The organism is Serratia marcescens, from assembly GCF_001902635.1.
GTDB lineage: Bacteria > Pseudomonadota > Gammaproteobacteria > Enterobacterales > Enterobacteriaceae > Serratia > Serratia marcescens_F.
In genome coordinates, this window is the sequence record NZ_MJAO01000006.1 from 212,013 (window position 1) to 225,732 (window position 13,720).

The 13,720-nt window shown below is 62.4% G+C and carries 11 protein-coding genes and 1 pseudogene; 8 read left to right on the forward strand and 4 right to left on the reverse strand.

Annotation, left to right across the window (positions count from 1 at the left end; all coding sequences use genetic code 11):
• Positions 1–86 precede the first annotated feature (86 nt).
• From BHU62_RS08125 to BHU62_RS08155, 7 genes and pseudogenes are all read left to right on the forward strand, one after another.
• Complete coding sequence (locus tag BHU62_RS08125; RefSeq protein ID WP_073531498.1) at positions 87–1,007, forward strand: L,D-transpeptidase family protein; 921 nt, start codon at positions 87–89, stop codon at positions 1,005–1,007.
• 126 nt (positions 1,008–1,133) lie between these two features.
• A pseudogene (locus BHU62_RS24855) lies at positions 1,134–1,274 on the forward strand (helix-turn-helix domain-containing protein); the annotation flags it as partial.
• 244 nt (positions 1,275–1,518) lie between these two features.
• Positions 1,519–1,926, forward strand: coding sequence for an ExbD/TolR family protein (locus tag BHU62_RS08135; protein ID WP_004933244.1), 408 nt, complete (start codon positions 1,519–1,521; stop codon positions 1,924–1,926).
• Between the two features lies 1 nt (position 1,927).
• Complete coding sequence (locus BHU62_RS08140) at positions 1,928–2,674, forward strand: energy transducer TonB (RefSeq protein WP_073531462.1); 747 nt, start codon at positions 1,928–1,930, stop codon at positions 2,672–2,674.
• A gap of 39 nt (positions 2,675–2,713) precedes the next feature.
• Positions 2,714–4,957 carry a TonB-dependent receptor family protein gene (locus BHU62_RS08145; protein WP_073531463.1) on the forward strand — a complete coding sequence of 748 codons (2,244 nt, stop codon included), beginning with the start codon at positions 2,714–2,716 and terminating at the stop codon, positions 4,955–4,957.
• A gap of 46 nt (positions 4,958–5,003) precedes the next feature.
• Positions 5,004–5,654 carry a MotA/TolQ/ExbB proton channel family protein gene (locus BHU62_RS08150; protein ID WP_060435216.1) on the forward strand — a complete coding sequence of 217 codons (651 nt, stop codon included), beginning with the start codon at positions 5,004–5,006 and terminating at the stop codon, positions 5,652–5,654.
• Entirely contained in the window at positions 5,647–6,897 is a 1,251-nt protein-coding gene (locus tag BHU62_RS08155; RefSeq protein WP_073531464.1) for a phospholipase D-like domain-containing protein, read from the forward strand. Before BHU62_RS08150 ends, BHU62_RS08155 begins: the two co-directional genes overlap by 8 nt.
• A 35-nt stretch (positions 6,898–6,932) precedes the next feature.
• Here the strand turns inward: BHU62_RS08155 and BHU62_RS08160 are convergent, their stop codons facing one another.
• The 4 genes from BHU62_RS08160 to BHU62_RS08175 form a co-directional block, all read right to left on the reverse strand.
• Positions 6,933–8,042 (reverse strand): P1 family peptidase, encoded by a 1,110-nt coding sequence (locus BHU62_RS08160; RefSeq protein WP_073531465.1) that lies wholly within the window; start codon positions 8,040–8,042, stop codon positions 6,933–6,935.
• A 2-nt stretch (positions 8,043–8,044) separates the two neighbouring features.
• A complete protein-coding gene (locus BHU62_RS08165; protein ID WP_073531466.1) occupies positions 8,045–9,421 on the reverse strand; it encodes an APC family permease in 1,377 nt (458 codons plus the stop codon).
• Between the two features lie 143 nt (positions 9,422–9,564).
• On the reverse strand, positions 9,565–11,073 hold the full coding sequence (locus BHU62_RS08170; protein WP_073531467.1) for a CoA-acylating methylmalonate-semialdehyde dehydrogenase: 1,509 nt from the start codon (positions 11,071–11,073) through the stop codon (positions 9,565–9,567).
• A 10-nt stretch (positions 11,074–11,083) separates the two neighbouring features.
• A complete protein-coding gene (locus BHU62_RS08175) occupies positions 11,084–12,424 on the reverse strand; it encodes an aspartate aminotransferase family protein (RefSeq protein WP_073531468.1) in 1,341 nt (446 codons plus the stop codon).
• Between the two features lie 135 nt (positions 12,425–12,559).
• Between BHU62_RS08175 and BHU62_RS08180 the strand changes: the two genes are divergently transcribed.
• The gene (locus BHU62_RS08180) at positions 12,560–13,489 is read left to right on the forward strand and encodes a LysR family transcriptional regulator (protein WP_025159607.1); all 930 of its coding nucleotides are present in this window, start codon (positions 12,560–12,562) and stop codon (positions 13,487–13,489) included.
• Positions 13,490–13,720: the final 231 nt, after the last annotated feature.

Sequence of the window (13,720 nt, forward strand, 5' to 3'; positions counted from 1 at the left end):
GCTTGGCTGCCGGCTGAAACTCAGCGGAGCAAGGTGGCCGTAGAAACCGATACCCATAATCGCCAGTGGCCTTGACCAACACGAAGATGAAAATGAGCATTCGCGCGTTATTAACCCTGTTTACGGCACTGGCTGCATTCAGCCAGGCTGCCTTCGCCGTCGTTTACCCGCTGCCGCCAAAAGACAGCCGTTTGGTGGGCGAGAATATCCAAATCACCGTACCGGAAGACAGCAAACTGCCGCTGGAAAGCTTCGCCGCCCAGTACCAGATGGGGCTGAGCAACATGCTGGAAGCCAACCCGGGCGTGGATCCGTTCCTGCCTAAGGCCGGCAGCACCCTGACCATCCCACAGCAGCTTATCCTGCCGGACGCGCCGCGTGATGGTATCGTTATCAACAGCGCCGAGATGCGTTTGTACTACTACCCGAAAGGCTCCAACACCGTGGTGGTGCTGCCGATCGGTATCGGCCAGCTGGGTAAAGACACCCCGCTGAACTGGACCACCACCGTGCAGCGCAAGAAGGACGGCCCGACCTGGACGCCGACCGCCAAGATGCGCGCCGAATACGCGGCCGAAGGCGAAATCCTGCCGGCGGTGTTCCCGGCCGGCCCCGATAACCCGATGGGGCTGTACGCGCTGTATGTCGGCCGCCTGTACGCCATTCACGGCACCAACGCCAACTTCGGCATCGGCCTGCGCGTGAGCCACGGCTGCGTGCGTCTGCGCGCCGACGACATCAAGTACCTGTTCGAGAAAGTGCCGGTCGGTACTCGCGTGCAGTTTATCAACGAACCGATGAAAGCCACCGTTGAACCGGACGGCTCGCGCTACGTGGAAGTGCATAACCCGCTGTCGGCCAACGAAGAGCAGCTGAAATCCAAAGATCCGGTGCCGTTGACCATCTCTGCGCCGGTCGGCAAAGTGCTGATGGACGCCGGCGTCAACCAGAGCGACGTGGACGCGGCGATCAAGGCCCGTTCCGGCATGCCGGTGAAAGTGAACTGATCGCCTCGGGCTTCAGTGAAAATGCCAAGAAGACGCCTGCGGGCGTCTTTTTTTATGCCTGCAAAACAGGTTGTTGCGTGTGCGCTCGCCATGATGCCCTCAGCGTTGCACAGATGCGCGGTATCAAGCCAACCGGTTTTTGCCCGTTATCTGAATACCAGCGTGTCGGCCGTACAGAAATGGGAAACGGAGGTGAAGCGGCTGGGCGGCGTGTCGCTCAAACGGCTTTCAATCGTACGCAAACACGGGCTTCAGGTCTTGTTGTAGTGACCGTTTGAGGTGTCACTATTCTCACATTGTTCTCTCTGTTGTTGCCATGCCGATATGCCCGCCTCGCAATTATTCCGATAAAAACTATCGCTAATTAATGAGTTATATCTCTTCCCTCACCGCCAGAAATTGAAAAAATTCTCGCAAAAAATCCACACTGTGAAAATAAGATCACATAAGCGTAACAAAAGGTAAACAAAGCCCTCCTATATTGGCTGCTTCGCTTTTGGGAGGGAGTGTCATGCGTAACTGGAATGAACCGAAAAAGAACAAAGCGCACATCGAACTGATCCCGATGATCGACGTGATGATGTTTTTGTTGGTGTTTTTCGTCTTGATCAGCCTGAACGTCATTCCGGCGCTCGGGCTGAAAACGCAGTTGCCGTCCGCCGGCAGCGCGCAGCAGCTTAAACCGCAGAAGAAAGCGATCATCACGCTGGGGGCCGACGAACAGCTGCAACTGGATGGCCAGCCGATCGCGCTCGACGCATTGGTCAACACGCTGAAACAGCAGCAGCAGGCGAATCAGACCACCACCATCATCGTCAACAGCGACAAGGGCGTGGCGGTCGAGCGGCTGGTGGCGGTCATGGACAACCTGCGCCAGGGCGGCTTCTTCTCCGTCTCCATCGCGACACGGAAGCTGTGACATGTATCTGCTCTATCGCTCACGTCATCTTTTCAGCTGGTTGCCGGCGCTGATTGTCGCCGGTTGCCTGCTGTTCGCCAGCCAGCAGGCGGCGCTGAAGATCCAGCCGCGCTACGACGAAACCGCCATCGAACTGGCGCTGGTGGAGCCTGAGCCGGCGCCCGAACCTCAACCGGAAACGCCGCCGGAGCCGCAGCCAGAACCGCCGCCGCCCGAACCGGAACCGATTCCCGAACCGGTCGTGCCGGCGCCGGAACCGATCGTTGAAGCCAAGCCGGTACCGAAACCGCAGCCGAAGCCCAAGCCTAAACCGGTGAAAGAGAAAGCCAAACCGGTGGAAGCGCTTAAACCGACGCCGGCGCCCGCCGCGCCGCGCACGCTGGTCAGTAAACCGGCGGCGCAACCCGCACCGGCCACCCCCGCCGCGCCGAAGGTGAACGCGCAGGCGATTGAAAACGGCTATCTGCTGGCCTTGCGCCGCGAGCTGGAACAGCGCAAGCGCTACCCGAGCGGGCGTCAGGCTTCGCTCGAACGCCCGCAGGGCAACGTGGAGGTGTGGCTGGAGGTCGATCGCAGCGGCCGGGTGCTCTCTTCCGGCATTGCCAACAAAGCCGCCAGCATGCTGCTGAACCGCGCGGCGATGAGCAGCCTGCAAAGCATCAGTACCGTGAAGCCGTTCCCGAGCGAGGCGTTCGCCGGGCAAACAACCAAAAGATTTACCGCAACGTTCAATTATCAGGCGCCTTAGCGCAAGGGTTAATCGTTTGATTTTTATGGGATGGAAACAATGAAATCGTTCAATCGTTCTGGGATCTATCTGGCGGTGATGTCGGCGATGCTGCCGGGCGCCGTATTGGCGGCCGACGCTACCGATGTCGGCACCATCAGCGTCAAGGGGCAGTCGCTCGGCGGCGGTATGATGGTGCAGGACGACAGCGCCAAGGCGCGATCTACCGTCACCAAAGAAGCGATGGATAAAATGCCGGCGGCAGCCAACGCCATCGACAAACTGAAATTTACGCCGGGCCTGAACGTCAACAGCAACGACGCCAGCGGCCTGAGCGGCGTGGATTACACCATGCGCGGCATGAACTCGGATCAGATCGGTTTGTCGATGGACGGCATTCCGATCAACGATTCCGGCAACTACGCGGTGTACCCGAACCTGCTGGGTGATGCGGAAAACCTGCAGGAGGTGTTTGTCACCCAGGGTTCTTCCGAAGCGGACGGCCCGCACATCGGCTCCAGCGGCGGCAACATCGGCCTGGTGACGCGCCGCCCGGCGAAAGATTTCGGCGGCTTCCTCAAGCAAACGCTGGGCAGCAACAACCTGAGCAAAACCTTCGCCCGCCTCGAGACCGGCGAGTACAACGGCTTCAGCAACTGGCTCTCTTATTCGCACACCGAAGCGAAAAAGTGGCGCGGCGAGGGGCGCCTGTACTCCGACAAGTTCGAGATGAACTCGCTGTATGAAGACGGCAACGGCAACAGCAGCAATCTGGTGATGAAGTACAACCGCCAGAACAACACCAACTACAACACCCTGAGCAAGGCGCAGTTCCAAAACGACGGCCGCAACACCGACTACGCCACCACGCCGGAGTACAACAACAAAGGGCAGTTGAACAAGTACTACAAGATCGAGCGCAACCCGTTCGAGAACTTCACGCTGTCGTTTACCCAGAAACTGCAACTGCGCGACAACCTGTCGCTGACCCTGCAGCCTTATTATTACTGGGGCAACGGCGGCAGCTTCAACGGCCAAACGGCCTCAGTGCTGTCCAGCACTTCCAGCAAGGCCGGGCAGTACGATCTCAGCAATCTGCAGTCCAACACCTATTACCGCCCGTCCTGGACCCAGACCTGGCGGCCGGGCATCACCACCAAGCTGAAGTGGGACATCAACGATCAGCACAGCCTGGATATCGGCTACTGGTATGAGCGCGCGCGTCAGCTGCAGACCCAGCCCTTCATCAGCATCAAGGGCGACGGCAACCCGTCGCAGATTTGGGGGCAGCCGGGTGGTTCCGATCAGGTTAAGGACGCCAACGGCAACACCGTGCAGGGGCGTAACCAGTACACCGTCACCCCGGCGCAGAAGGTGTGGCTGCAGGACACCTGGTTAGCCACGCCGGACTGGACCTTCGTCGGCGGCCTGGCCTATCAGTACGTGGAGCGTAAAGGGGACAACCGCGGCAGCCTGTACAACGTGCCGGAGAAGCGCCACGCCACCTATCATGAATTCCTGCCGAGCTTCAGCGCCAGCTACAAGGTGAACCAGGAAAACCAGGTGTTCTACAACCTGACGCGCAACATGCGCACGCCGCCGAACTACGTGCTGTACAACGTCGGCGACTCGATCAGCACCAAGCCGGAACTGAGCTGGAACCACGAGCTGGGCTGGCGTTTCCAACAGGAAGACATGTTGCTGAGCGCCACGCTGTTCTACATGCGTTACAGCGATCGTCAAATCTCCACCACCAACGCGGCCGGCGACTACGAAATGATGAACATCGGCAACGTGGAAAACAAAGGGTTGGAGCTGGAGTGGAGTGGCCAGTTGCCGCATAACTTCAACTACTACACCTCTTATACCTACACCGAGTCGAAGCAGAAGAGCGACATCGTCAGCAACGGCGGGCAGCCGCTGCCGACCTCCGGCAAAGAGGTGCCGAACGTGCCGAAAAACCTGCTGAACATGACGTTGGGGTATGACGACGGGCTGTATTACGGCAGCGTCAGCGGCAAATACGTCAGTGCGTTTTACGGCGATCTGACCAACGACGAGAAGATCGGTGGCCGCACGGTGTTCGATCTGGCGGCGGGGGTGCATCTGCCGGTGGACAAGAAAATTGTCAAGAGCGCCGCGCTGCGCTTTGGCATCAGCAACCTGTTTGACAAGGAATACCTGACCTCGGTGCGCACCACCACCTTCAACGCGGTGCCTTACGGCGGCGTGAAGGCCAGCACGCCGTATTACAACGTCGGCGAAGAACGCACCTTCAGCGTCTCGCTGGAAGCCACCTTTTAACTGAATACCCCGCCGCCTGTCGGGCGGCGGGGAAGAGGAACCCTGTATGGACGCCAATCTGTTGCACGACATTATTTTCTACGTGATGTACGCCGCGCTGGCGATCGCGCTGGTGATCATCATTGAACGCACGCTGTACTTCGCCTATACCCAGCGCCAGGCGCGCCGGCTGGAGCAGGCGCTGACGCCGGACGTGCGCCGCGCCGCCGATCTGCCGGACGAGTTGACCCAACGCAATAGCCTGCCGATGGCGGTGATCGCGCCGGTATTGGCGCAGAAACACCGCGCCGGCGATCGCGAGGCGATCGGCGATCTGATCGACGCCCAGTACCTGCTGAGCAAGCCGCCGATGGCGCGCGGCCTGTGGCTGCTGGAAACCGTGGTCACCGCCGCGCCGTTGCTGGGGCTGCTGGGCACGGTGATGGGGATCATCGAAACCTTCAAGGCGCTGGCCGCCTCGGGGGTGTCCGAGCCGAGCCTGGTGTCGGCCGGGATGGGCACCGCGCTGTACGCCACCGGCCTGGGCATCGCCATCGCGCTGCTGTGCCTGGTGGCCAACAACTTCCTGCAGAGCCGCATGGAGCGCATCAACGAGCTGCTGAAGGTACTGCTGATCCGTGCCGGCCAACCGACCAGCCGCCCGGAGAGCGGCAGCGGCGAACAATGGGTTGACAGCGGAGCGCCGCGCTATGCCTAATGGCCATCCAGTACGGCGGCCACTTGGCCGCCTTTATACGGCATTGTGGGGCGGCTGTTTGTTGATGTTGAGCCAGAGCGCTGCGGCGCGTTTTGCTATTCCCGGCTATGAGTTGGTGTACACCGCACCGGTGGAAACCGCATTGCAGGCCGACGACCTGCGCAACACCGCAGAGGTGTGGCGCGAGATGTTCGACGCGGCGAAAACCCGCATCGATCTGGGGCAGTTCTACGTGGCGAATCAGGACGGTTCGCTGCTGGACGGCGTGCTGCAGCACCTGAAGGCGGCCGGCGAACGCGGGGTGAAAATCCGCTTTTTGGTGGAAGATAAGGGCATTCGCATTTCTACCGCCGAGACGCTGGAACAGCTGAAGGCGATCCCCAATCTGGAGCTGCGCATCATTCCTTACCAGAAGCTGAGCGGCGGCATCCTGCACGCCAAGTATCTGCTGGTGGACGGCGCACAGGCGTTTGTCGGCAGCCAGAACTTCGACTGGCGCGCGCTGGAGCACATTCACGAAACCGGGCTGCGCATCAGCGACGCCAAGGTGGTGGGGCAGATCCAGGCGATCTTCGAGCAGGACTGGCAGGCGCAGGCGCTGCTGGCGCAGGGTAAGCCGGTGCCGCCGTTGCCCGATTCGCCGCCGACGCTATCGCCGCAGGGCAACTATCTGGTCGCCAGTCCGCGCGCCTACAACCCGGCGGGGGTGATTGACTCGCAGGCTGAGCTGCCGCGCCTGCTGGCCGACGCCAAACGGCAGGTGCGGGTGCAGGTGATGGATTATGCGCCGCTGTCGTTCGGCCCGGAGCGCAGTCGCCCCTTCTATGCGGTGATCGACAACGCGCTGCGCAGCGCGGCGGCGCGCGGGGTGCAGATCGAACTGATGGTGGCCAACTGGAACACCAAGAAGCCGGATATCGCCTGGCTGAAGAGCCTGGCGCTGGTGCCGAATGTGCAAATCAAAGTGGTGACCATACCACCGGCCAGCAGCGGCTTCATTCCGTTTGCCCGGGTGATCCACAGCAAGCTGATGACCATCGACGATGAGATTGCCTGGGTGGGCACCAGCAACTGGACCGGCGGCTATCTGGACAATTCGCGCAATCTGGAGCTGGTGATGCACAGTGCGGCGATGAGCGGGCGGTTGGACAAGCTGTACCAACAGCTGTGGAACAGCGTCTACGCCGAACCGTTGCGGCTGGATTACGACTATCCGCCACCCAAGCCGGGCGGCGAATCCTGATAAGCAGGGCGCGGCTCACCCCCGCGCCCTGTTTTTTACCGCCGCCAGCCGGCTTTCTCCAGCGCCGTCACCAGCTGTTCGGCGCTCAACCCTTCCGCCCGATGGCCGTTGCCGCTGACGGTATTGGCCGCCAGCAGCGCATTGACGATCGCTTCCTCCACCGCTTCCGCCGCCGCGGCGAACAGCGCTGAAATATAATCGTTGTTCACCATGCGCAGCGGCGTAGTGAAAGCGCCTTTATTGGCGTAGTCGGCGGGTGGCAGGCCGTCGTTGCCGGTAGCGAAGGCGATGAAAATGTCGCCGCTCGAGTCCTCGGTGCCGCCGCCGGTGCGGGCGATGCCGATGCTGGCGCGCTGCGCCAGCCGCGCACACTGGTGCGGCAGCAGCGGCGCATCGGTCGCCAGTGCCACCACGATGGAGCCCATGCCGGGGTGCGGCAGCTGCGGCGTGAACGGCGAGGGGAGATGCCCCAAATACCGGCCTACCGGGTAACCGCCTACCAGCAGCGACTCGCGCTTGCCGTGGTTGGCCTGCACGATGGCGCCCACCGTCCAGCCGCCCTGATCGGCGGGCAAGCGGCGCGATGCGGTGCCGCTGCCGCCTTTGAATTCATGGCAGATCATGCCGCTGCCGCCGCCGACCGCGCCTTCCTGCGGCAAGCCGCCCCGGGCTGCCTGCTGCGCCTGGCGCACGTGCTCGGCCTTGACGTGGAAGCCGTTGATGTCGTTGAGCAGGCCGTCGAAGGTTTCCATCACCACCGGCATATTCCAATACACCGCGTTGTCGCCCGCGGGCAGCGTTTCACGCTCCAGCGCGATCAGCGCATCGCGCACCACGCCCACGCTGTGGGTGTTGGTGAAGGCGATCGGGCTGGTCAGCAGGCCTGCTTCGCGCACCCATTCCAGGCCGGTGGCGTCGCCGTTGCCGTTCAGTACGTGCACGCCGGCGAAGCAAGGCGCGTGGCGGGCGGAGCCGGGGCGCGGTTCAATTACCGTCACGCCGGTGTGCACGCTGCGCCCGTCCGCCAAATCGGCATGAATGCTGGCATGGCCGACGCGCACGCCGGGCACGTCGGTGATGGCGTTCAGCGGGCCGGGCGTGCCCTGTCCGATGATAATGCCCAGATCCTGAGCGCGCTGCGTCATGGTTATTCTCCTTCTATTGAGGGGGCGGCGAGGGGCGCCGTCTGGCGGCCGCGCAGGTGGTTCAGCGCCAGCCCGAAGCCGATGATGCCGGCAATGATAATAAAGTCTTTCAGGCTGCTGGCGATCAAAATCGTCCACAGCACATACAGGCAGCACAGCAGTGCCATCACCACTGGCAGCGGCCACAGCGGCATCAGGTATGGGTGATGGAAGTGGCGGCGACGGCGGCTGATCAGCGCTGCCACCGCCATGATGATGTACACCAGCAGCAGCAGGATCACGGTGAACGAGGTCAGCGATTCGAGATCGGAGCAAAACGCCAACAGCGCCGACGGCACGCCGAACAGCAGGGTGGCGATCCAGGGGGTGCCGAAGCGCGGGTGGATGATTTTCAGCGCCCGGTTGAACGCCGGCAGCCAGAAACCGTCGCGCCCGCTGGCGAACATCATGCGGCTGAACTGCGCCACGATGGCGATGATGGCGTTGAACACCGACAGATAAATCGCGCCGCTCACCACCCGTGCCAGCGTCGGGCCGCCGAGCTGGGTGACCACATAGCCGACCGGGTCGGCCTGTTTGGCCATCTCCGTCAGCGACGGCGAGCCGATCAACAGGGCGGTGAACGGCACCAGTTCCACCAGCACCACGATGACCAGCGTCAGTATGATCGCCAGCGCCATCGGCTTACCTTGTTCGCGCATGTCTTCCGCCATGTACACCGCCGCGCCGTAACCGTTGTAGGAGAACAGCGCGACCCCGACCATGGCGACGATCAGGGGCAGCGACACCGGCGCCAGGCTGCCTTGCGCGTCCAGCATCACCGGCGCGGTGAGGATCGCCGTGCTCTGGTGCGGATGGCTGAAACCGAGCCAGGCGATCAGCGCCAGCACCGCCACTTCCACCACCAGGAAGGCGCCGGTCAGCAGGGCGTTAGCCTTGATGTTGAAAATGGCGCAGGCACCGCCGATCAGGACGGTGATCATACCGGCGGTCGAGGCGTCGAACCGGGTGCCCAGCGCGGTGTTCAGGTAGGGCACCGCGCCGGTGGCCAGCACCGCCGGCACGAACAGCGCGGCGCTGAGGATAAACAGATAGGTCTGCAACCCGCACAGGGTGCCGAACAGGCGCTTGATTATGCTGTATTCGCCGCCGGCGCTGGGGTGTGCAGCGCCGAGTTCGGCATAGCACAGCGCGATGGTAGCGGCGACGCAGGCGGCGATCAGAAACGACAGAAAGGCGCCGCTGCCGGCGCTGGCAATCGCCAGCGGGGCGATGACGAAGATCGAGCTGGCCGGCGTCACGCCGGACGCGGTGATCATCACCACGTCGAGGACGCTGAGGTTGCCTTTGAAGGTGTGTTCAGGGGCGGACTCTTTCATGGGGAACTACTCCATTAACGCTTGGGTGAATTGTTGTTGCCGCCAGGAGGGCGACTCTGTTGTCCTGCGTAAAGATGAAATGGAGCGCGCGGAAACGCCGGGGAAGCGAACTTCCCCGGAAAGGACTTTTCGTTATGCTGGGATTACCCCTGTCCCGACGGGAAGCTGAAGCTGGCGTGCCGGGCATCGCCGGAGGCCGGCCAGCGCTGGGTGACGGTCTTGCGTTTGGTGTAGAACCTGACCGCGTCCGGGCCGTAGGCGTGCAGATCGCCGAACAGCGAGCGCTTCCAGCCGCCGAACGAGTGGTAGGCCACCGGCACCGGCAGTGCTACGTTGATCCCCACCATGCCGACCTGAATGCGGCTGGAGAAGTAACGCGCCGCTTCGCCGTCGCGGGTGAACAGACAGGTGCCGTTGCCGTATTCGTGGGCGTCGATCAAGGCCATCGCCTCCGGCAGCGACGCCGCGCGCACCACGCCGAGCACCGGGCCGAAGATCTCCTCCTGATAGATGCGCATGCCGGGCGTCACGCGATCGAACAGCGTCGGGCCGAGGAAATAGCCCTGGCTGGGGCGGCCGTCGTCGCCGATCACGCTCAGTTCGCGGCCGTCCACCAGCAGCTCGGCGCCTTCGGCCACGCCCTGATCGATATAGCCTTTTACCTTCTGATAATGCTGTTGGGTCACCAGCGGCCCCATGTCGTTGCGGTTGTCGCTGCCGGGGCCGACGCGCATGGCGGCCATCTGTTGCCGCAGCCCGGCGATCAGCGCTTCGGCGGTGCCATCGCCCACCGCCACCACCAGCGGGATGGCCATGCAACGCTGGCCGCAGGAGCCGAAGGCGGCGCCCATCAGCGCGCCGACCGCACCGGGGATATCGGCGTCCGGCAGCACCACCGCGTGGTTCTTGGCCCCGCCCAACGCCTGCACCCGTTTGTTCTGCGCGCAGCCGGTGTGATAGATGTGTTCCGCCACCGGCGTCGAACCGACGAAGCTTATCGCTTTGACGCGCCCGTCATGCAGCAGCGTCTCCACCGCTTCGCGATCGCCGTTGACCACGTTGAGCACCCCCGGCGGCAGCCCGGCTTCCGCCGCCAGCCGCGCGATATACAGCGCGGCGGAAGGCACGCGCTCGGAAGGCTTCAGCACGAAGGTGTTGCCGCACGCCACCGCCATCGGCCACATCCACAGCGGCACCATTGCCGGGAAATTGAACGGCGTGATGCCCGCCACCACCCCCAGCGGCTGAAACTCGCTCCAGCTGTCGATGCCCGGGCCGGCCTCTTTGCTGTGTTCGCCCTTCAGCAGTTCCGGCACATAGCCGGCGTATTCGATATTTTCGATGCCGCGCTGCAGTTCGCCCAGGGCGTCGCTGAGCACCTTGCCGTGCTCGGCGGTGATCAACTGGCAGATGGCGTCGGCGTGTTGCTCCAGCAGATCCTTGAGCTTCATCATGATGCGCGCGCGCTTCAGCGGCGGGGTGTCGCGCCAGGCGGGGTAAGCCTGTTCGGCGGCGGCGATGGCGCGCTCCACCGTGGCACGGTCGGCCAACTGCACTTCCTGCGCCGATTGGCCGGTGGCCGGGTCGTAAACCGGCTGGCTGCGTTCGCCGCCGGCGGCGGGCTCGCCGTTGATCCAATGGGTAATGGTCATGGTTCTCTCCTTATTCGGTGGCGTTAAGGGCATCGCCGACGGCGTTGATCAGCGCATCGATCTGCGCTTCGCTGCTGATGAACGGTGGCGCCAGCTGCAGGGTGTCGCCGCCGTAGCGCACGTAAAATCCGCTTTCCCAGCAGCGCATCGCCGCCTCGAAGGGGCGCCGCGCCGGTTCGCCGGGCCGTGCCGCCAGCGTAATGCCGGCCGCCAGGCCGATGTTGCGAATGTCGGTGACGTGTTTAGCCCCTTGCAGGCTGTGCACCGCACGCTCGAAGTAGGGCGCCAGCGCCTGTACGCGCTCCACCATCTGTTCGCGCTGCAGGATGTCCAGCGTCGCCAGCGCGACCGCGCAGCTGACCGGGTGGGCGGAGTAGGTGTAGCCGTGCGGGAATTCGAGCTGGTAGTCCGGCTCGCCGCCGTTCATGAAGGTTTGGTAGATCTCCGGCCGCACCACCACCGCGCCCATCGGCTGCGCGCCGTTGGTCACCTGTTTGGCGATGTTCATGATGTCCGGCGTGACGCCGAACGCCTCGGCGCCGGTCATCGCGCCGCAGCGGCCGAAGGCGGTGATCACTTCATCGAAGATCAGCAGGATGTCATGCTGGGTGCAGATCTCGCGCAGGCGCTGCAGGTAGCCGACCGGCGGCACGATCACCCCGGCAGAGCCGGAGAACGGTTCGACGATCACCGCGGCGATCGTCGAGGCGTCGCGCAGCGCGATGATGCGGTTGAGCTCTTCCGCCAGCTCCGCCCCCTGTTGCGGCATGCCGCGCGAAAAGGCGTTGCCGGCCAGTAGGGTATGCGGCAGGTGGTCCGCTTCGGCGCCGGCGCCGAACGCCTTGCGGTTGCCGGCGATGCCGCCGACCGAGATACCGCCGAAGTTAACGCCGTGATAGCCCTTTTCCCGGCCGATAAAGCAGGTTTTGCCCGCCTGACCTTTGGCGCGCCAGTAAGCGCGCGCCATTTTCAGCGAGGTGTCCGCCGCTTCGGAGCCGGAGCCGGTAAAGAACACGTAATCGAGCCCCGCCGGCGTCAGTGCCTTGATCTTGTTGGCCAGTTCGAACGACAGCGGGTGGCCGAACTGAAACGCCGGCGAGTAATCCAGCGTCGCCAGCTGGCGCTGGGCGGCGTCGGTGATCTCCTGCCGGCCGTGCCCCAATCCGCAGCACCACAAGCCGGACAGGCCGTCGAAAATCTTTCTGCCGTCATGGCTGGTGTAATACGCCCCCGCGGCCTGAGTAATAATGCGCGGCTGCGCTTTAAAATTACGGTTACCGGTAAAAGGCATCCAATGGGCCTCTAACCCTTCGGCATCGAGACTATTTAGCGGGTGATTTTCAGCGGCCATGTTTTCCTCCGAACAGGAAAATAAGAGCGATTAATGAAATAAACCGAGTTGTTAACGAATTGTTGTGCGAAATTGACTATGTACCGCTTGTTCTCTACTGTGAATAATCATATGTCGAAACTTACTTAAGGTTTTATGCAAGTAAAAAAGCGCGCGCTGTTAGGGCAACTGTCGGATATGGATCTGCGTTTGCTGCGGGTATTCAAGGCCGTGGTCGACTGCGGCGGCATGAGTGCCGCCGAACTGGAGCTGAACATCAGCCTGTCGACCATCAGCAAGCACATCAAGGATCTGGAGCAGCGGCTGGGTCTGACGCTGTGCCAGCGCGGGCGCGAGGGCTTTGCGGTCACCGACGAGGGGCTGTTGATCTACCAGGAAACCGTCAACCTGCTGGCGGCCACCGAGGCGTTCCGGCGCGGGGTGGACGAGGTGCATCAGCGCATGGGCGGGCAGCTGCACGTGGCGATATTTGACCATACGGTCAGCAATCCGCAGGCGCAGATCGGCCGGGCCATCGCGTTATTCAGCGAGCGTGCGCCGGAGGTTTCTTTGCAAATGTACGTGGAGCCGATTAATACCATTGAACGCGGCGTAATTGACGGGCAATTTCAGGTTGGCGTTATTCCCATGCACCGCAGCGCGGAAAGTTTATCTTATCATTCGTTATTCAGTGAGAGGATGTTCTTATATTGCGGCGCGCAGCATGAATTATTTTCCGCCCGCCATGAAACGTTAAATTGGGATCTGCTGCACAATTATGCCTTCGCCGGATTAGGCTACCATTCGCCGAATATGGAACTGAGCCTGCAGCAACATTTGCATCGCAAGGCGACGGGGTTCGCGCAGGAGTCGATCGCCACGCTGATCCTGTCCGGCAAATACGTCGGCTTTTTGCCGGATCACTACGCGGCGTTTTTCGTGGCGCAGAACCTGATGCGGGCAATCAAACCGGCGCTGTTCCGCTATCACTGCGAATACTCCAGCGTGCTGCGCCGCTCGCCGGTGCCGCAGCGGGTGGTGAAGCTGTTCCATGAGTGCCTGCTGGCGGCCCACGGAACAGCGTGACGCTTACTGCTCTTTCTTCTTACTGAAGATTCTGATCAGCGCGCCGACCAGGATGCCGACCGCGATGCCGGCGAAGATCCAGCCGATGATGCCCATTTCCTTAACTCCTGCTAGTGCGTTGATCTGATTATACCCGTCATACTTGAAACTGCATCTGTGTTGGCTGCGAGTGCGTACGCCAGTCACTTACTTGAGTAAGCTCCTGGCGAGCCGCCTCTTGCCGCCGGGATG